Origin of the sequence: Pseudarthrobacter sp. ATCC 49987, from assembly GCF_009928425.1 — a bacterium.
Classification (GTDB): Bacteria; Actinomycetota; Actinomycetes; order Actinomycetales; family Micrococcaceae; genus Arthrobacter.
Genome location: NZ_JAABNS010000001.1, coordinates 2,804,506 through 2,823,441 on the forward strand (window position 1 = coordinate 2,804,506; position 18,936 = coordinate 2,823,441).

Consider the following 18,936-nt stretch of genomic DNA (forward strand, 5'->3'; position numbering starts at 1 on the left):
CGGCGGCGGGCATATCCTGCAGGAAGACCCGTTCCTGATCAGCAATTCGGGAGGTACCCCGTGGAAATGCCCAAAGCGTCCGACGCCGACAAGGAACACTTCCGCTCGGTACTGCCGGACATTCCCGAGGTGGTCATCAAGCCGATGTTCGGAAACCTCGGCGCCTTCGTGAACGGCAACATGTTCGCGGGCCTGTTCGGCCCCACCATCGGGGTGAAGCTGGCGGCGTCCGACAAAGAACTGCTCGAAAGCACGGAGCGGACCGTTCCGTTCGGGCCCGCCGAGCGGCCCATGGGCGGGTACACCGGGTTGCCGGACATCTGGAACGCCGAGGGCGACGGCGACAAAGCGCGGGCCCGGGCCTGGGTGGAGAAGGCCTTCGAGCATGTGGCCGGACTCCCGCCCAAGGCCCCCAAGATTCCCAAAGCGAAGGCCGCGAAGAAGTAGCCATGCTCTCCCCCCGCCGCAGGCCCAGTCCACGGGGTCGACACCCTGGTGATCGGCGCGGGGCAGGCCGGCCTGGCCACCAGCTGCTGGCTGACCCGGCACGGCGTCGAACATCAACTGCTGGAGCGGCGGCCGGAACTGGGCGGCGCCTGGCAGGACCGCTGGGACTCGTTTTACCTGAACACCCCGAACTTCTCGTTCCTGCTGCCGGGGATGACCTACGGCGGGCCCGAACCGGACGCCTTCCTCCCCCGGGACGAGGTGATCGGGCTCTTCCGGAACTACGCCGCGAGGATCGGGGCGCCGGTCCTGCTCGGCACGGAGGTGACCCGGGTCAGCGCGGCCAACGGCGGCTTCGCCGTGGACACCAACCACGGCCGCTGGCAGACCCGGAACGTGGTCCTCGCAAACGGCGCCTTCCAGCGCCCGCGCATCCCGCCAGCCGCCGCCGCGCTGCCAGCGCATATCCGCCAGCTGCACAGCCACGACTACCGCAACCCGCAGCAGCTCCCCGACGGCGCCGTGCTGGTGGTGGGCACCGGGCAGTCCGGCGGGCAGATCACCGAGGACCTGCTCGACGCCGGCCGGGAGGTCCACCTTTCCGTCTCGGCCTGCCCCGAGGCCCCGCGGCGGTACCGCGGCCAGGATGTTTTCCACTGGATTCTGGAGGTTAACCTCCATGGCCCCGAGCACGGCATCAACGGCCTCCAGTCGGACCAGCTTCCCTCCCCCGCCGCGCGCTTTATGTGCAACCCGCTAATCTCCGGCAACGGTGGCGGCCACAGCATCCATCTGCGGGACCTCGGCCGCCGGGGCGTCCGGCTGCACGGCCGGTTTGAGGGAACGGACGACGGCGTACTCGTCTTCAGCGACGACCTCCCCGCGCGCATCGCCCTGGTGGAGGCGGGGTTCGGTGCGCGGCTGGGGCGGATGGCCGACGCCTACATTCACGCCGCAGGCATCGACGCTCCGCCCGCTGACCCTGTGCCGGCGGACGACTGGCTGCCCGCGGACACCGGGGCACGCCTGGACCTTGATGCCGAGGGAGTCACCTCCGTCATCTGGTCCACCGGATACGGCCTCGACTTCAGCTTCCTGGACATCCCGGTGCTCGACGAGTGGAACTACCCGTGCCACTCCCGCGGCGTCACCGACGTCCCGGGTCTCTACGCCGTGGGCCTCCCCTGGCTCACCAAACATCTGTCGGCCACGCTGTCCGTGGTGGGCGACGATGCCGAATTCGTGGCGGCGCAGATCGCAGCCCGCTGACTGGGCGGCGAGGGCCACGGCGCGCTCAGGTTCCTCTCCCCGGTCACCGCCGAATCGGCAAACGCCAGGAAGCCGCCAATTGGGCAAGTCTCAAACGCTATCTGGAATCAATGCCGGCAGCTGGCACACCGGAAAGCGGCCGGCGCTAACGTCAATCGACGGGGTGTTAACCCGGTCAACAGGTCTTGTCACGTAGTTAACCGCGCATTCACATCGTCCACAGAACCTGTCCAACAAGCCTTCGTACGGTCGAAGGCATGGACAACATTTCACGCAGATCCGTTCTTTCCGCAGGCCTCGGGGCCGGGCTCGTCGCCGCCTGGCCGGGTGCCGCCGTCGCCGCTTCCACCGCGGACGACGCCGGTCTCCGCGCCGATCCGTTCCAGCTCGGAATCGCCTCCGGCGAACCGTGGCCGGACGGCTTCGTGATCTGGACCCGGCTGGCGCTGGACCCGGTGGCCGTAGACGGCCTGGGCGGCATGCCCTCGCGCAACGTCGCGGTGGCGTGGGAAGTGGCAGAGGACGCCGGCATGCGCAAGGTAGTCGCCCGCGGCGTCGAGCACGCCCGGATCGAAACCGCGCACTCGGTGCACGTGGAGCTGAAAGGCCTCCGGCCGGGACGTGAATACTTCTACCGGTTCCGTACCGGACGGAACCTCAGCGCCGTGGGCCGGACGCTCACCAGCCCGGCGCCGCACGAGACGCCGGCGGCGCTGGCCATGGCGTTCGCCAGCTGCGCGCAGTTCGAACACGGCTGCTTCACCGCCTACGCCCGGCTGGCGCAGGACCACCCGGACCTGGTGCTGCACCTGGGCGACTACCTGTACGAGTACAAAAAGGACAGCTACGTGATCGGCGGCGGCAACCCGCGTGACCACGCGGGCCCCGAGACCACCAACCTGGCCAGCTACCGGCAGCGGCACGCGCAGTACAAGGCCGACGCCGATCTGCAGGCCGCGCACGCTGTGGCGCCGTGGCTGGTGGTGTGGGATGACCACGAGGTGGACAACAACTGGGCGGACGAGGTCCCAGAGAACAAGGACGCCGGGCAGCTGAACGACACCACCGAGCATTTCCGGCAGCGCCGGGCCGCGGCGTTCCAGGCGTACTACGAGAACATGCCGCTGCGGCCGTCGTCCGTGCCCGCGGGCGCCGACATGAAGATCTACCGGAAGCTGCAGTGGGGCCAGCTTGCCAATTTCCACATGATGGATACCCGGCAGTACCGGGACGACCAGCTCGCCGGCGACGGCTGGCAAAAGAACGTGGCCGGGCGTCTGGCCGAGGACCGCACCATCACCGGCGCGGAGCAGGAGAAGTGGCTGCTGGACGGCTTCAAGAACTCCACCCAGCGCTGGGACATCCTGGGCCAGCAGGTGTTCTTCGCCGAGCGGGACCGGGACAGGGCGCCGGAGATCGACGACGTCTCCATGGACGGGTGGGACGGCTACGCCGCGTCGCGCCGCCGCATCACCCAGGGCTGGGTGGACGCAAAAGTGCGCAACGCCGTCGTCCTCACCGGTGACGTGCACCGCAACTGGGCCAACGACGTCAAGGTGGACTACAAGGACCCGGCCTCCCCCGTGGTGGGCTCGGAACTGGTGTGCACGTCCATCTCGTCCACCGGCAACGGCACAGGCTCCACCACGGATGCAACGATGGCCTGGAACCCGCACCTGAAGTTCTACAACGACAACCGCGGCTACGTGAACACCCGCATCACGAAGGACGCCATGACCGCCGACTTCCGGACGCTGGACTATGTCACGACGCCGGGATCCCCGGTTGGCACGAAGGCATCCTTCGCGATCCGGGACGGGGTTCCGGGGCTGCCGTAGCGGGGGTAGAACCTGTCGAAACCAGCCAGGACGACGACGGCGGGCGCGCCCGCCGTCGTCTCCCCGGCCGTTAGGCCTGCCGAAACACCTCCATGGCGACCGCGTAGCCACTGCACATCAGCCTTACTCACGAGGAAGAAGCGCGAAAACAGCAGAATTTTGTACCCGACGGTACGATCTCCGCAACGCAGCCACCGCCGCTGGAATTCTTCGCGGCATGCTCGACGGCGTTCTGGCTGCGGTCGCCCTCCCCCGGCTTTTCGTGGTGGTTCTTACGATTGTTCGGGCCGTCATCCGCGCCAGAGACCTGAAACGCCGGGGGTATGGCCCGCGCCGGTGGCCAGTGCGAGATGGAGTCCGGACTCCGGCAGCAGTGCCATCTGCCATCGTAAATAAGTGTGAACTTGGAAGAAATGTAGATCTACACAATTGACAAATATTACACAAAACTAATGACAGAAATTGTTAAGTGGAAAGCCTATTTTGAACTGGCGTCCCAGTGCTAAGGTCGGCGAGAACTTTAGTCAAGATCTGATTTATTGGGGGCACAAGTGAATACATTCTTTTGGCGCAAAGATGTTCGACTTCCGGACTTAAAAGTCTCTTGCCAGCCTGCTAACGACAAACGGCTTTCGCCAGCTTCGGGTCGGCTGGCAAAAACCGCCACCGTGGCGAGCGCCGCTCTTCTGGCTCTGACTGCATGTGGAGGCCAGGCCGCTGCCTCGCTGCCCACATCGCCAGGTTCCACACCAGCTTCCGCGACTGCCGCGGCGTCGGCAAAAACTACTGCGCCGACGACAGTTTCCTGTACTGCAGAAAATTCGCGCGAAACGCACGAGCAAACGGTCTTTGTCTGCACGAAGACTGACGATGGAAAACTGCAATGGATGGAAAAGTCGGCCTCGCAGCGTGTGACGGATGCTCGAGCGGCGGCCGCCTCGCTTGCGGTCAAAGCCGGTGCCGACAAAGCAGCATCTGATGCAGCCGCCCAGGAAGCGCAACTGAAAGCTGCGCAGGAACAAGCGGCGGCCGAAGCCGCACAGCAGCAGGCGGCCGCCGCTGAAACCGCACGGCAGGAGGCAGCTGCAGCAGCGGCAGCGAAGGTTCCGGCTCCCGTCCAGCCAGCTGTCCCGGCCGCTCCCTCCGGATGCGACCGCAATTATTCAGGGGCATGCGTACCGATCGCATCTGATGTGGACTGCGCGGGCGGGAACGGCAACGGACCGGCCTACGTAAGGGGACCGGTAACTGTCGTCGGAAGTGACATCTACGGATTGGACCGAAACGGGGACGGTGTTGGCTGCGAATAGTGACGGATTCGCCATTTCAGTGGACGACCCGGGACTGGTCTTGTGGGTCACTGCAAAATTGGTGAGACAGCACTAGCGAAACAGGCTTACGGGACACACCTGGCCGGTAAAGCCCGGCTCGGTTCGGACGGTCGACTCTTCTATGTCTGTCAAGCCGCGTTTATCGCTATTGCCGCCGCGCTGAGCGTGCGGTAGATGCGGCGGGCCAGGTAGCGTTTGATGCAACGACGAATTTCCTTGTCCGTACGACCCTCGGCGCGTCGCTTTTCCACGTACTGGCGGGTTTCGCCATCATGGGTCATCCTGACGACCGCGACCATGTGCAAGGCGCTGTTCAGGGACCGGTCACCGCCCCGGTTCAAGCGGTGGCGGACAGTGTTCCCGGAGGACGCGGGGATCGGATTTACCCCGGCCAGGGAGGCAAATGCTGCCTCGTTGCGGACTCTGCCTTCGTGCGACCACGCGGCGAGGCACTTCGCGGCGCTGATCGCCCTGAACCCCGTCTCCTCCAGCAAGGGTGCGGCATCGCTGACCTTCACCAGCTCGTCCAGCTGGTTCTCGTTGGCCGTGAGTTGCTCATCCAGCGCCAGGACGTGTTTGGCCAGCCGCACGGCCTCAGCACGGGCGATGGACAAGGCGAGCTCTTCCTCGCGGGAACGCCACTTTGAGACCTCGGTGATCTGGGCGCCTGTGAGCTTCTGGCGGGCATCGATGCCCAGGTCATTGCCCCGCACCAGGGCGTTGAGCGCGTTGACCGACCGGGTCCGGTCCTTGCTCATGGACCCCCGCGCTGTGACCAGGATCCGCACGCCCTGGCGGACCCCGTCATGAAGGCGTGGTCGGCGCAGCTTGTCCACCGGCAGGGGCAGAACGGCCATGGCGATCTGGTGGGCGTCCAGGGCATCGGACTTGCCCACGCCACGGCGCTTCTTGGCATCCATGCGCGGCGCTTCGGCGACTGGGAATCCGTGGGTTGCCACGGTGCCGGCGAGGATCGCTCCGTAGGATGCGGCTCCTTCGATGACCCAGAGGGTGTCTGCGTCGGCGTTGGTGCGGCGTGCGATCCATTTAATGGCCCGGTTGATCCCGGCTGTGGTGGTGGGGAATGACTGCGTATCCAGTAGTGCGCCGTTGGTGGCGTCGAGGATGGCGTAAACATGGTTTCGGGCGTGCGTGTCGACACCCACGACAAATGGATGGGCATGCGCGACGATAGACATGGCGGTCATTCCTACCTTCCTCTTCACGGATGTGGTCATGGCCGTCACCGGCCAGCGCCAGTCCGGGTAGAGGTCACCAAAGGAACAGCACTGTGATGGGTCACGCCCCGCAAGGGGTGGACAATCTTCTGATCAAGCTACCGAGGTGGGCCGGACAGGTGCCGGCCGGACCACCCCGATGGACGGACAAGTCGATCGAATGACACCTGGGGGTCAGTCGCAACAGGAGTCACGTCCACGGGATGGAACGGCCGATATCTATCCTGCCAGCCAGTCCCAGACCAGCTACAACCAATACTCACAGTCGCAACAACTGTCGGTGACGGTCGAAAGTGAGCCATTCTGACGGCGGCAGAATTCATTGGTCGTTGCACTAGCTATGAACCTGCCGGTGCTGCAGACGGTCTAGTCAGGTGCCCCAGAGGGCATTCCAGCCCAGAGACTGACGGTCAGGGAAGTTCGGGGACGGAAACAGGATATGAAGTTCCAGTGCAGGTCGATCTCGTCCATCGGCAATGGCTCAGGATCCACGCCGGGGGCTCCCGTGAGGACAAAGGCGTCCTTCGCGATCCCGGATGGGGTTCCGGGGCTTCAGGCACGGTAGCCGAAGAACCCCCACCTAGGGGAAGCGGACGACGACGGGTACGCACCCGCCGTCGTCCGCCGCTTCCCCGGGGGTGTTCTGCCCATGGCCGGACGCGACGCAGGTGTGACAGCATTCCCTAGTGGGCCCGTCACCGGATCCCGTCCGCAGAACTGGGGGAAAATGAACGGCCGAACGCAATCGCACCTGTCGTCCGGTGTCCGGACGGTTTTCCTGATCCTCGTCGCAACCCTGATGGCTGGCTGCACGGCACCGCAGCAGCCCCCCGTAGCGACAAGCAGCGCCCCGCCGGCCACCCAGGCCCCCGCGCCGGTGGCGGAAAGCTTCGCCAAGTACGAGGCCCTGCGTGCAGAGATGATTGCGGCGCTGGAAGCGAAAATGCCGGACATCAGCTGGACCGTGGACAAGCCAGCCACCCTGGCCGCTTCGAAGGACGGCAGATGCCTGCTCACGCCGCAGACCATGAAGAGCAGCGCCGACGTGGTGGAGCCCTCCAACCACTTCGCTGACATTTTCGCGGCTGGCGACCCGGTCCTGGCGCGGCACGGATTCCCTGCCTTCGGTGGAACGGACGCAGTTCCCGGCGGCTGGGTGGTAGCCCGCAGCACGGACGCCGACGGCGCCACCCTGACGATCGAATCAAAGAGCCCGGCATACCTGCGCATCAGCGTCCCGGTTGACTCCCCCACTTGCAACGCGGACGAGATCCCCCCGAAATGACGGAGGCATAACTCCCCGGCAGGAGAACCGCGGCAGACAGACAACACCACAGCTTGACGTTATCTTAAGGGGAGAACCGGATGCCGGGATTTTATGGCGCCGACATTGGCCAGTTGCGGGCACTCGCAAAAACGATGGCGCAGCATTCCGACAAGGTGGGCGCATTGTCCACGGAACTGGGCCAGCTGCTTTCCCGGGCACCTTGGGAAGGGCGTGACGCCGTCGCGTTCCGGGCCGACTGGCTCTCGGAACACCGGCCAACGCTCCAACGCGTTGCCGCCGGACTCCGCGATCAAGCACAGGAACTGACCCGCAATGCGGACCAGCAGGACCGTGCCAGCGCGGGAGCTGCTGGGTCTGGAGGTTCAGGAAAGCCGGACTCTAATCCTCCCGGGGATCCGGGACCGCTGGACCCGGACCGCCCCGACGTCGACGTGCCCGGTGACGTCCGCGAGGACCCGGATGCCGGCGATCCCGGCGATATCCGGCAGGGACAGATTGGCGACTGCTGGCTCCTGGCAGGGATCGGATCGGTTGCCCAGACCCTGGAACGGGAAGACAAGCTCGATGAATTCCTCGCCGAACACATGCGCCCCGTGGGTGATCCGGCCACGCAATGGGTGGTCACCCTTCACGAAGACGGCGAGCCTGTGGAAGTCACGGTTGAAGCCAAGTCCACCGACGGCGGCGTCCGGGGTGAAGATGGCGAGCCCAGCTGGCTGTCCATCTACGAACGCGCCGCGGCGGAGCACCGGGGCGGTTCCTATGACGACATCGACGGCGGCTTCAGCCACGAGGCCATGGAACTGATGACAGGTAGGTCCGCGGACAAGGACGGCGAACTGGACCTGGCTGAGATCGAGGACAAGCTCGCCGGCGGCCAGGCTGTGTCCGTGGGCACCGAAGACACCAAGGACGACGATTTTGACTGGGTCTGGGAGTCCGACGAGGTCAACCGCACCGACGTCGTGCCCAACCACGCGTACGTCGTGGTTGAGGTGAAAACCAACGATGACGGCGAGAAGGTAGTTGTTCTGGCTAACCCATGGGGACCGTCCGGCGGCTTCATGAGCGGCGACGACGACCGCAAGGCGGGGACCCTGGAACTGACCGAGGATGAGTACAAGGAAAACTTTGATTCCGTGTACTCCGTGGATACGAAGTGAGGGCGGCAGTGGAACAGCTTGTAACAGTCAAACAGGGCATGCAGCCCACGTTCGGCGGTGTCCAGGTGGGGATCGTCAAGATCGGCGTGGCTGACGGCGCCCCGGCCATCCAGGTCTGGATACGGACCTCACAGCAGCAGCGTAAGCAGGCATTCCGCGAGGGCCACTCGGTCGCCTTGCCCGGCGCAGGAACCCTACGGTTCGCTTCCATTCAGCCAGCGGACGGAAACACTCCCGCGTCGGCAGTCCTGGCCTACGAGGCCGTCAGCACCACAGCCCCGGGAGCTAGCGACTGATCGGACTCCGGCCGGAAATGCGGGAGGGGCCGGGGGAAAGTCGCAGGTAGTGAGTGAGGGTTCAGCGTTCTGGCCCGAAATCTGAGAGAGCGTCGGGTGAGAGGGGGCGACTCCGCAAATGACGTGGTTCTGACCGGTGATGGACTTTCTGTGCGGCTTCAATAGCCGCCCAAGCAGGCGTCCGCAGCGGGCTGGCCGCCCAGCCGAGATCGTTCAGTATCGGGGTGTCGGTAGGGCCCGGCGGCGAGAGCTCCTGCGCTCACGTCCGGCCGAGCCCCATTACAGCCTTGGTTGCGGCGTACTGGGCTTTTGCACGGCGACCCCGTGGAGGTGCGGCTTCCTAGCAGCAGCACCCTCCCGCCTTCGGGCATGGACGACACCAGGGCGTTGGCCGCTGCCACGTGGATGGTCCGGCGGCATGGACCAGCGACTCCGGCGTCGGGAAATCTGCCTGCTGCCACCTGAAGTTCTTGTCCAGGCACGACTCGCTGTGGCCAGCCCGGTCACCGCCACCTGTCGGCAGTCGTTCGGCAATCGCCTGGCGAGCAGCCCTTGGATCCGGTCGTCTTGCGTACATTCCTGGAAGGCCCAGAATGGCTCATGCACAGTCCAGACATTTGCCTCGTCAAGACGAAGAGGCCGGAGGACTGGCAGTACCAAGATTACGAGCTCTACCGACGCCAGAGCTGTCGAGTCACAGGTGCAGGCTAAGTCACGGCGGGGGCTGTCATCGACTGGAGACGATGGAAGGCCAGCGTGGGCCCGCCCCCCACCGTTCCGATCCGCAGATGCGCCACTGATTGGTCAGAGGCGCCACGTCAGGCCTTTGCCCAGGCGGATCGTAATCCTGCCCCGACTATTCACGGTCAATGGACCCGCCTTGCGCGAAACTGACACGCCGCTTTTGGAAAGGTTTAACTTGGTGTTCTTACCAAGCTTCTTTGTGCGACGAAAAATAATCCCCAACGACTTACCCTTCCACGAAGTTCGACACGCACTTACGCCGGTTACTTGTACCAGACAGAAACGCCTCTGTGACCGGAGCACGTTCCGCGATGATTGGCCGAAAAGGACAACGTGCCATCGACACATAGGGCTGTGGCGCCGCTCGCATTCTGCTGAGTTGGCGCTTGGTTCGCTGCTTGTTGAGCTGCCGCAGCTTGATCCGCAGCTGCTTGCTGGGCGGCTGTCTGCTGGGCTGCCAGCGTGTCAGCGGCCGCTTTGTCAGCAGCAGCCTTGTCAGCAATTGCCTTGTCTGCAATTGCTTTGTCCGCAGCAGCCTTATCAGCTGCCACCTTGTCTGCCGCGGCTTTATCCGAAGCTTGCTTCTGAGCCACGACCCGTTTGGACTCGGACTCGGACATCCACACCAGACGCTGATCGCTTCCCATGGTGCATATGAAGAGGTCGCCGGTGTAATTCCGTGTCTCGCTTGCGGTAAGACACGCCGAGTTGGCCGGGCTCGTGGCTGTGGGCGTTGCAGTGGGCGTTGCAGTGTCCGACTGCTGCGCGGAGGCTACCAAGGCCGACTTATCGGAGACGACGCTTGGGGCCGCGGTAGCGGCCGCCACACCCGCCCCCACGATGAAGGCAACAACACCAGACACTGCCACCAAACCTGCTGACTTCCGGTGCGGAAGCCCGACCCAGGATTTCCGCTTGAAGAGCAGGGCGTACAACCCAGTGAGCACGGCTACGATTCCGAGAATCAAGAGGACCCCGCCAACGCCGCCCACCGCAGCGAAGATTATGACCAGAAACAGCACCAATGCTGCCACTATCCAAAATGACACAGAGGGCTGCCAGCGGCGCTTTGGGCGCGAGGCAGCGCCAGGACTTTCGATCATTGTTTCCCCCATAGAAGATGTGACGCGGTGTGCGGCTGGGTCAATATAACACCCGTTCTCGCCACCGTTCCACTGATGCGCATCCCGGGAAGGCCGGAGATTGTTCAGACGCAGTGCAAATCGGGCCGCGGTTTCGTTGAGCGCAATCCCACCGGCATGCTCGATGGCCCAATACCTCTCGGGCGCAATGCAAAGCAAGCGGCGCTCTGCCCATGAAAAAGGGGCCCCAAGGATTCCCCTGGGGCCCGTCGGCGCCGCCGCGGCTACGCGGGGCGCAAAGCGCTGGTCACGTCTCCAAACAGCTGATCGATGAGCTTGGCGGTCCGCGAGCCCTGCTGGATCTGCCCGCCCACTTTGCCCACGCCGTTAACCTTCAGAGTCGAGCCACCTTCCGCGGGAACGACCTGGGCTGTGAACTTCTCTCCCCACGTGAATGCGCTAGCACCGCTGCTGAAGGTGCAGAGCATGGTGAAATCGTCCGCGGACTTGAGCGAGAAACGCTTCTTGACCGCACCCTGGAGTGCGGAAAACGCGGCGGCCGGCGGTACCGGCAGGTAGAGCTCATTGCTCTGCTGGTTGTTCCCAAACATTGATTGTCCCCCTATGAAAATTGCGACCGCTGAGCGGCCGATTGCTGACAGGAGTCATCTTAGTTCCGACATTCGTGAGCGGAGCTCCTATGCTGTCGACACGCTGACCGCCATTTCCGCAGCGCCGCATGGCCGCACGGCGGTCGGATTGACCGCCTGAGAATTGTGCCCAGTCGGGACGCCCAGAACTCCTTTAAACGCAATACAAGGCTCCGGGGTGGAAAACTCGGTCCGCTGCTGTGGCTCGCTAGACTCAGGGCAGCATCCGCAGTGGCAAGAGTTAGGACACGAGTGAACCGCGAGGAACAGGACCAGGCTCTGGCGTTGGCAGAGGAACTCCTTCAAGACATCGAATTGGATCGAACCACGGTTGACAAGCAAGTGCTGAAGGCGTCGAGACTCGCACGTTTGATGAACGATGAAAAGATTTCAGACTGGCTAAGAAGGGAGCGTCAAGGCTATTCCGCCAAGGACGTTGACTACACGTACTTCGTCCGAACATCGCGGAAGTATATGAAATCGGAGCATCACGTTTTCTCCAGCGCCGCGCAAATCCAGGCCAAAGTGGAGACATACGAACGTGAACTGGCATCCATGCGGATACCAAACGTATCGGGCGAGTGGGCCAACAAAGTGAATGTCGATGCACTAAATCGAATGACTAACACCCGTAATATGATCGTTAAGCAGAGGGGGATACTGGCTTCCGTCTCAGGGCATCTCCATACCTTTGCATCCGCGACATACCACTCGCTTCGTTTCAGCACGACGCAAAACACGATGTTCGAGAAAGCCAAAGAGGAAATTGACTCACTGCTCTTGCAGCTTGACGAAAACACGCTCAGGAGGATTGACTCGGCATACTCCAACTTGCAGGCCGAGGACGCGGAATCAATCTCAGGGGCGATGAATAGCCTGAGGCGATTGATCGACGGCTTCACAGACGCGGTATTTCCGCCCACGCATGAAACGCGGCCTCACCCCCAGGCGGGTAAACCTGCCATCCAGCTTGGTCAGCAACAACGCATGAACAGGTTGCGTGCCTTCATCGACGACCATGCATTGAGCAAGTCGAGAGCCAAGCGCCTCGGAGAATCCGCCGAGTCCATCTACGCAAGAGTCTCGAACGGGGTGCACAACGACGCGTCGAAGACAGAAGCGGATTACTTGTTCCTGACAACGTACGTGCTTCTTGGGGAAATATTGAACCTCAAAGCGAAGTCTCATGAAACAACCATGACCGTCACTGTTGGAGAAAACTCCTGACTTCCGAGCACTACGGGAGCCTGCGAGCGTCACGAGAGGGCCATGTCGCGCGGCCCAGCTCGCCAGCCGCCGTGGTACTGAAGGAGGTGCATGCCGACGTCGGGAAGGCCGGGCTGGCTGTCACGAGACGCAATGCATAACGGTCAGTCCGAGGAGTTGAGCAACTGGGGCGAGCATCTGGTGTGTCTGGTAATTCCGGCAGGCCCAAGTTGAGGTCGATGAGTTAGGAGAGATCCCCCGCAGGTCATGTTCAGGGGGACTAGGTATCTTCCGATGTCAGCTATTGAGCTACGGCGGCCGCCGTCGCAAACACGTCCGCCGGCATCGGCCGGTGCAGCTTCCAGGTAATGGCGATCGGCCTCTCCCCCGAATGCTGCACATAGTCCACCTGGCCGAGGCACATGTAGGGAACGGTCAGCCCCGTCTCGTCTTCCGAGGTATCCCGGGTGAACATCAGGATCTTCGAACCGTGCGCAGTCCGGTCCAGGTACCGTTTGCCCGTCGGACTCCCCGGCGACGTCGCGTTCTGCGATTCCCAGTGGAACAGTTCCGGGCTGATGGCGTAGTCCTTGTACATCGTCGTGGCCGCATGCTTCTTGTCGTCCTTGTTGAGCGTGACAAAGAAGGCGTCCGTGGAGGTCTGAGGGCACCAGGCGACCCCCTCGCGGTGCTGCACGTTTTTGCCGAGCTCCAGCGACCCGTATTGGAGTGCGGCCAGTATCTCCTCACGCCGGTAGGTCGCGTGCGAGAGCAGCGGAACGTGCTGCAGCCCCGTACCCAAACCCTTGGCTGCATGCTTTGACGCTGCCACTCCGAGCTTCACGAGCTGACGGATCTCGCTGCAGACAAACTGGTAGCCGCGCAGATAGTCCAGGCCGGCGTCGTACGACTGGAAACCGCCGCCGTCGTCCCAGAGGGTGTAAAACAGCATGCGCGCGAACGTCTGCTCGCGCATGCCGAGGTCCGCGTAGCGGAGCGCGTCGGCGCCGACGAGCATCGAGTAGGCCTCGGCGCGCTCTGGATCGTCCACATGGATCAGCGCTGCCATGCGGCCGAGGAGCTTCTTCTCGTCGGCATCGGACAGCTCCTGTATCTTTCCGCTGAGGACGGCCTCCAACGGAGAGAACCCCTCGATCAACCCGGCCTGGCGAAGGTAGCCGGTCCACGAATCCTTGGTCGACCGGTAAATCGACTTCGCGTCATTCCCAGACCGCTCCAGATACGCCTCCAGCTCGGTCTCCGCGTACGAGGCGATGTCCCGGACCAGCTGCGCCCGGTTGAACCGCAGCTGCGCCTTGATGTTGTCCAGCACGACCTTCTGCGCCACTCGGTCCAGCACGATCTGCGAGCCCGACGGCAGATAGGGGAATTCGTCCTCGACGGCCTTTTCCAGCTCCTTGCGCCCGTAGCCGGTGAGCGCCCGGTAGCGCAGATCGAAGCGGAACTCACGGCGTTGCTGGCCGATGAAGTCCATGACAGTCAGCACCGCTTTGCCCTCGGCACGGCGCAGCCCGCGCCCCAGCTGCTGGAGGAAGATCGTGGCGCTCTGCGTGGGCCGGAGCAGCAGGATGGTGTCCACCTGCGGCAGGTCCAGGCCTTCGTTGAAGAGGTCGACGGCGAAGATGCAGTTGATCTCCCGGGTGCGGAGCCGGTCCAGTGCCGCCGCGCGGTCAGCGTCGTCGGTGCTCCCGTCGACGGCAACGGAGGCGATGCCGGCGCGGTTGAATACCAGCGCCATGTAGTGGGCGTGCTGCACCGAGACGCAGAAGCCGATGGCCCGCATGTGGTCCGTGCTGGTCACCTTGTCGCGCAGTTCGCGGATCACCTTGGCAGCGCGGGCATCGTTGCCGGTGTACAGGTTGCTCAGTTGCGCGGTGTCGTAGTTGCCGCGTTTCCACTCCAGCTGGCTCAGGTCGACGTCGTCCGAGACGCCGAAGTAGTGGAACGGCACCAGCAGGTCGGCTTCCAGGGCATCCCAGAGGCGCAGTTCGCTGGCGGTGCGGCCGTCGAAGAACTGCTTCGCGACGTCGACGCCGTCACCGCGTTCCGGCGTCGCCGTCAGTCCGAGGAGCTGCTGCGGCTGGAGGTGGTCCAGCAGCCGGCGGTAGGTGGGCGCCATGGCGTGGTGGAACTCGTCGATGACGACAACGTCGAAGAAGTCCGGTTCCAGCTGCTCGATGCCGAGGGAGGACAGCGACTGGACGGAGGCGAAGATGTGCTTCCACTGCCGGGGTTTGTGTTCCCCGACATAGAGCTCGCCGAAGACGCCGTTCTGCATGACGTCTCGGTAGGTGCGCATGGCCTGTTTGAGGATTTCCTGGCGGTGGGCGACGAACAGCAGTTTCAGGTCGCGGCCGGCCGCCTCGCAGAGGCGCTTGTAGTCCAGCGCGGCGATGACCGTCTTCCCGGTGCCCGTGGCCGCGACCACGAGGTTGTGGTTGAAGCCCTTGAGCCGTTCGGCTTCCAGGTCCTCGAGCATCTCTTCCTGGTGGAGGTACGGCTGGACTTCGAGGCCGGTGGCTGCCCCCGGGATGGCCGTGCGCCGGCCGCCGTTGCGTTCGAGGGCGGCGTCCAGTTTTTCGCCGTCGCGTTCCGGGTCGTAGCTTTGGAAGGCGCGCTGTGCCCAGTAGCTGTCGAAGGTGACCTCGAACTTGTTCAGCAGGGCGGGCGTGCCGACGGAGCTGAGCCGGACGTTCCATTCGAGGCCGTCCAGCAGGGCTGCCTGGCTGAGGTTGGAGCTGCCGACATAGGCGGTGTCGAATCCTGAGTCCCGGCGGAACAGCCAGGCCTTGGCGTGGAGGCGCGTAGCCTGCGTTTCATAGCTGATCTTCACCTCGGCCCCGTAACGCGAGACGAGTTCGTCGATGGCGCGGCGTTCTGTGGCACCCATATAGGTGGTGGTGATGACGCGGAGTTTCGCGCCGCGCTCTTTGAGTTGTTCGAGCGCGGGGTGGAGGAGGCGCAGCCCGGTCCAGCGGACGAAGGCGCAGAGGAGGTCTACGGTGTTGGCGGACTCGATCTCGGTTCGGAGTTCCGCGGCGAGGTTCGGATCGTCTTTGCTGTTGGTAAGGAGGGCGGAATCGCTCAGTTTGGTGGTGGGCCGGCGAAGGTTGCGGCGTTTCAGGGTGTCCGGGCGGTACAGGGACTGGAGCTGGGTGGGACCTTCGGCGATGCGATCTGTGTGGTGAAGCTCTTTGAGGAGCTTGTTTGCGAGGGCCACGCGTTCCGTTGGCTTGGCTGCGGCCAGCGCCTGGCGAACGGCGTCGGCAACGTGACGGGAGAGGATGTCCGGGCTGTCTTCATCATCCATGTCTGCGAAGATCGGCTGCAACTCTGCTGCTTGGTCCAGGCGTGTGCCGAGTAAATCAGTACTGAGTAGTTCGTACAAGCCCTCGGGCAGCTGCTCCGCTGCCATTCCCCCAATGAAATTAGTCACTGCGCCAGGCTATGGCCCGCCCGGACAAATTGCGAGTCGGATCAAGCGTCCTCAGAGTCGTTCTGGTCGTCATAACCGGAGATGGAGTCCGAGCCCCTCCTCCGCGGACAGGCAATCGGTGCCCAGAGAACCAAAAGCCAGAGCCTCGAAAAAGTCTCCGTGGAGAACGTGAAGCTTCGGATAGAAGTGGCGGTAGACGAAATCGACAAATCTTCCGACTCGAATCGGCGCAGAACAAGCGATCCGACATGTCGAAGAGTTGATCGTCAAGTGCGACGCAGGGTGGCCGGGCTTCGCCTGGGCTGGTGCGAAATCAAATCGCAGAGGAGAACGCAATCTTACATCGCCCAGCTTCTCAAGCTTATAGAGCTCCACGGCATCGCCCGGAGTCATTTCCAGCATGATGCCAGAATCAATATCAAAGGGACACGGGACGTATGCCAACCGATGACCTGACACCTCACCCTCGTCGAAATCATAGGAAATTTGGAGGAGAGAACCATCCATTAATATGGCAGAGTAGTGTCCGTCTATTATCCATTGATGATATTGCTCGATGGTCGGATCGCCCCTGTAAGTAAGAAAGCCGCTTCCTTTCCCTGCAGCCCAAGAAATCGTACTTACCGTCTTTGACACAGCATTGGTAAAATATGCCAAATCCTTCTTCTGCATATAATCTAGGATATTTTGAGTTTCCTGATGCAGGCTATTCCAATCACTCATCTCTATCAGGCATGGCGGGTTCCGAAGAAGAAATTTTGCTCCGGAAATCCAATGGCAGATCATCCAAAGATAATGAGCCATTTTTCAAAGCATTCAGCAGGTTCTCCAAAATCCCCTCTGCGGGTGCAAGAGTTGATCCCACATTCTCCTGATGTCGCAATACGGCCAAGGACTCAGCGCTGGGGATATTAAATTCCAATTTGTAATCAGAACGAACAATTTTATCGATCTCATCACGGATAACAGAAATCCTGGCCCCAAAACCGCAAACGCGTACCCACGCGCGGCTTCTAGTAATGGCTGTGAACAAAGTGTTTCGTCGTGAAACGTGATTCTGACCGAGGACGGTTCGCTGTGCATCCAGGACGTAGACCATTGGGGCCTCATTGCCCTTGGCGCGATGAATGTGGGTTATCGCAACCGATCCGTCCCTGAAGACCTCGTCTTGGCTTGAGTTGACGCCGACCAAATGAGCAGCAATGCCAAGACGGGCAAGCATTGATATAATGGCGGCGGCGCGCGACTTTGCAGTGTAGGCATCGGGAAGGACAATCAAGATGTCATCTGATTCAAGCTCGTCATGACCGAGGTTAATACGGATTTGCTCCGCCACCCAACGATCCTGCTGTTCTTCCACTTCAAAAGCGTGAACCGAAAGTGCATCGCTGTCGCTGAGCAGCGTACGGAAATACTCCGGCGTGTGACGACTGGATCTTTGTAGGGAGACGCGCTCACCCAACTCAAGCTTCCCGGCCTTTACGTCATACCCGATTTCCGACCAGAGTTTCGGGTTGTCCGGATGTTGAACGAGACCTTCAGTTCTATAAACACCTATTCCCAGTCCGTGCGCCACTGCCAGCGCCCATGGCGTATTGCGATAGCAAACCGGTAGGATAATGTCCCGCTGAGGAGCATTTTCCGCCTGGTGAAGACTGACCAAACTTTCGCCATCCTCACCTTTTCCGAAAAGCTCATCCGTTTCTGGCATCATGGCTTCTGAAAGCTTCTGGAGCTCGTCAAAGCCCCAAACAATTCTCTTTGGCTCCCGCGTAAACTTGTAGATCAGCTGAAAGAACTCCGGAGGAAGATCCTGAGCCTCATCAATAAGCACGGCGTCAAACAAAGGAACTACGTCAATACCCCGAGAATAGTCTAAAAGCTCCCTACAGATACCCTGAAACGCGTTATCGCGACCATACATTCCGCTGGCATAAGCAAAGTCGCGAATAGGCGCATTTAGGCTCGAAGCAATCCGACTGTAGATCCCCGACTTGCTGGCCGACCCCCATGAATGAAGAACCTGCAACTTGGCAGGGTCTGGCCTGTCGCTCATGTGCTCAAATGTGAACCTTGTGATTAAATCGTCTATTTGCTGATACAGGGCACGGGACTGAAAAGTAAAAGCGATATCCCATGTTGGATTATTTGAGTGAAGAAGAGCCGCTTTCAGTGCGAGGACTACGGTCTTCCCAGAACCTGCCAGACCGCGAATTCTTTGGGGCCCGTCAGGTGTCTCGATGGCTGCAGCTTGCTGCCAACGGTCGAGATTGGCAATCGATTTTTCGATTATTTTCAGTTTGGATCCACGAGAACCCTCACGGATGGCGTCAACCCGCTTCTTCAAGGGTTTGATGTTCGTAACACGCTGGAGGACAGAAAGAAGCCTCGCCACTAGGGCGTCGTCCAATGGATCAAGACTCTGCAACCATTCGGACAGTTGCCCGAATGAGAGGTACACACCATCCGTTTCGGGTACTTCTCCGATTGGGTGTGGGTACAGCGTCACGGTATTGACATCGAAAGCTAGTCCCCGCCTGTGCCGGAGTGACTCATGCCTGCGAAGATGCGCCTCTAGCCCGGTAAAGAGTCGGTCCTGATCTCCGATTGCTTCCTCCCAGCTTGGAGCATCCGAAGGGCTTTCGTCGGCAAATCGAAACGCGACAATCCCATGATCGGGGCTGACCAGGATGGCGTCGACATTTATCGGTTCATCCGCAGTCGCCAGAAGCGGATAGCCAAGGTACAGCGTCCCTGAAGTGTTCAACTCCGTGAGAACCGCTATCAACATAGCCGCCGCGGGCTGGTTCTTGCCCGTCCCCATAATGATTGTGAGATTCTTTGTCACTGCCACCTCTTAGCTCGGTCCCTTTTAGAAGCATAAGCTTCCTGCGGGGTCTCGATGACATCCGCAAGGTGGTGCGCCA

The 18,936-nt window shown here is 61.9% G+C and carries 15 protein-coding genes; 8 read left to right on the forward strand and 7 right to left on the reverse strand.

Annotated elements, in window-relative coordinates; translation table 11 throughout:
* Positions 1-60 precede the first annotated feature (60 nt).
* From GXK59_RS12990 to GXK59_RS13005, 4 genes are all read left to right on the forward strand, one after another.
* Positions 61-447, forward strand: coding sequence for a TfoX/Sxy family protein (locus tag GXK59_RS12990; protein ID WP_160667351.1), 387 nt, complete (start codon positions 61-63; stop codon positions 445-447).
* 48 nt (positions 448-495) lie between these two features.
* The gene (locus GXK59_RS12995; protein ID WP_237393881.1) at positions 496-1,716 is read left to right on the forward strand and encodes a flavin-containing monooxygenase; all 1,221 of its coding nucleotides are present in this window, start codon (positions 496-498) and stop codon (positions 1,714-1,716) included.
* A 257-nt stretch (positions 1,717-1,973) separates the two neighbouring features.
* Positions 1,974-3,554, forward strand: coding sequence for an alkaline phosphatase D family protein (locus GXK59_RS13000; protein ID WP_160667353.1), 1,581 nt, complete (start codon positions 1,974-1,976; stop codon positions 3,552-3,554).
* 551 nt (positions 3,555-4,105) lie between these two features.
* Positions 4,106-4,864, forward strand: coding sequence for a hypothetical protein (locus GXK59_RS13005; RefSeq protein WP_237393882.1), 759 nt, complete (start codon positions 4,106-4,108; stop codon positions 4,862-4,864).
* 149 nt (positions 4,865-5,013) lie between these two features.
* On the opposite strand, the gene GXK59_RS13010 is transcribed toward GXK59_RS13005, so the two are convergent.
* Positions 5,014-6,093: an IS110 family transposase gene (locus GXK59_RS13010; protein WP_160667007.1), complete on the reverse strand. Its 1,080-nt coding sequence runs from the start codon at positions 6,091-6,093 to the stop codon at positions 5,014-5,016.
* A gap of 757 nt (positions 6,094-6,850) precedes the next feature.
* Here GXK59_RS13010 and GXK59_RS13015 point away from each other — a divergent pair.
* From GXK59_RS13015 to GXK59_RS13025, 3 genes are all read left to right on the forward strand, one after another.
* On the forward strand, positions 6,851-7,408 hold the full coding sequence (locus GXK59_RS13015) for a hypothetical protein (RefSeq protein ID WP_160667355.1): 558 nt from the start codon (positions 6,851-6,853) through the stop codon (positions 7,406-7,408).
* A gap of 80 nt (positions 7,409-7,488) precedes the next feature.
* Positions 7,489-8,574, forward strand: a complete 1,086-nt coding sequence (locus tag GXK59_RS13020) for a C2 family cysteine protease (RefSeq protein WP_160667356.1) — start codon at positions 7,489-7,491, stop codon at positions 8,572-8,574.
* An 8-nt stretch (positions 8,575-8,582) separates the two neighbouring features.
* A complete protein-coding gene (locus GXK59_RS13025; protein WP_160667358.1) occupies positions 8,583-8,870 on the forward strand; it encodes a hypothetical protein in 288 nt (95 codons plus the stop codon).
* Positions 8,871-9,674: 804 nt separating this feature from the next.
* Here the strand turns inward: GXK59_RS13025 and GXK59_RS20735 are convergent.
* The 3 genes from GXK59_RS20735 to GXK59_RS13040 form a co-directional block, all read right to left on the reverse strand.
* Positions 9,675-9,962, reverse strand: a complete 288-nt coding sequence (locus tag GXK59_RS20735) for a DUF4236 domain-containing protein (RefSeq protein ID WP_237393883.1) — start codon at positions 9,960-9,962, stop codon at positions 9,675-9,677.
* Positions 9,878-10,648 (reverse strand): DUF3761 domain-containing protein, encoded by a 771-nt coding sequence (locus tag GXK59_RS20505; protein ID WP_202129125.1) that lies wholly within the window; start codon positions 10,646-10,648, stop codon positions 9,878-9,880. The genes GXK59_RS20735 and GXK59_RS20505 overlap by 85 nt, the downstream gene beginning before the upstream one ends.
* A 332-nt stretch (positions 10,649-10,980) precedes the next feature.
* The gene (locus tag GXK59_RS13040; protein WP_160667361.1) at positions 10,981-11,307 is read right to left on the reverse strand and encodes a hypothetical protein; all 327 of its coding nucleotides are present in this window, start codon (positions 11,305-11,307) and stop codon (positions 10,981-10,983) included.
* A 291-nt stretch (positions 11,308-11,598) separates the two neighbouring features.
* Between GXK59_RS13040 and GXK59_RS13045 the strand changes: the two genes are divergently transcribed.
* Positions 11,599-12,573 carry an AbiTii domain-containing protein gene (locus GXK59_RS13045; RefSeq protein WP_160667363.1) on the forward strand — a complete coding sequence of 325 codons (975 nt, stop codon included), beginning with the start codon at positions 11,599-11,601 and terminating at the stop codon, positions 12,571-12,573.
* 280 nt (positions 12,574-12,853) lie between these two features.
* On the opposite strand, the gene GXK59_RS13050 is transcribed toward GXK59_RS13045, so the two are convergent.
* The 3 genes from GXK59_RS13050 to GXK59_RS13060 all read right to left on the reverse strand — a co-directional run bounded on the left by GXK59_RS13050 (position 12,854) and on the right by GXK59_RS13060 (position 18,857).
* A complete protein-coding gene (locus GXK59_RS13050) occupies positions 12,854-15,988 on the reverse strand; it encodes a DUF3427 domain-containing protein (protein WP_272927731.1) in 3,135 nt (1,044 codons plus the stop codon).
* Between the two features lie 90 nt (positions 15,989-16,078).
* On the reverse strand, positions 16,079-16,681 hold the full coding sequence (locus tag GXK59_RS13055; RefSeq protein WP_160667367.1) for a DUF2290 domain-containing protein: 603 nt from the start codon (positions 16,679-16,681) through the stop codon (positions 16,079-16,081).
* A 43-nt stretch (positions 16,682-16,724) separates the two neighbouring features.
* On the reverse strand, positions 16,725-18,857 hold the full coding sequence (locus tag GXK59_RS13060) for a DEAD/DEAH box helicase (protein WP_202129126.1): 2,133 nt from the start codon (positions 18,855-18,857) through the stop codon (positions 16,725-16,727).
* Positions 18,858-18,936: the final 79 nt, after the last annotated feature.

Coding starts and splice junctions, on each gene's coding strand:
- GXK59_RS13040 (WP_160667361.1), bottom strand. CDS start 11,307: ATGTTTGGGAACAACCAGCAGAGCAATGAGCTCTACCTGCCGGTACCG.
- GXK59_RS13010 (WP_160667007.1), bottom strand. CDS start 6,093: ATGACCGCCATGTCTATCGTCGCGCATGCCCATCCATTTGTCGTGGGT.
- GXK59_RS13050 (WP_272927731.1), bottom strand. CDS start 15,988: ATGGCAGCGGAGCAGCTGCCCGAGGGCTTGTACGAACTACTCAGTACT.
- GXK59_RS13055 (WP_160667367.1), bottom strand. CDS start 16,681: ATGCAGAAGAAGGATTTGGCATATTTTACCAATGCTGTGTCAAAGACG.
- GXK59_RS13020 (WP_160667356.1), top strand. CDS start 7,489: ATGCCGGGATTTTATGGCGCCGACATTGGCCAGTTGCGGGCACTCGCA.
- GXK59_RS20735 (WP_237393883.1), bottom strand. CDS start 9,962: ATGTGTCGATGGCACGTTGTCCTTTTCGGCCAATCATCGCGGAACGTG.
- GXK59_RS13015 (WP_160667355.1), top strand. CDS start 6,851: ATGAACGGCCGAACGCAATCGCACCTGTCGTCCGGTGTCCGGACGGTT.
- GXK59_RS13000 (WP_160667353.1), top strand. CDS start 1,974: ATGGACAACATTTCACGCAGATCCGTTCTTTCCGCAGGCCTCGGGGCC.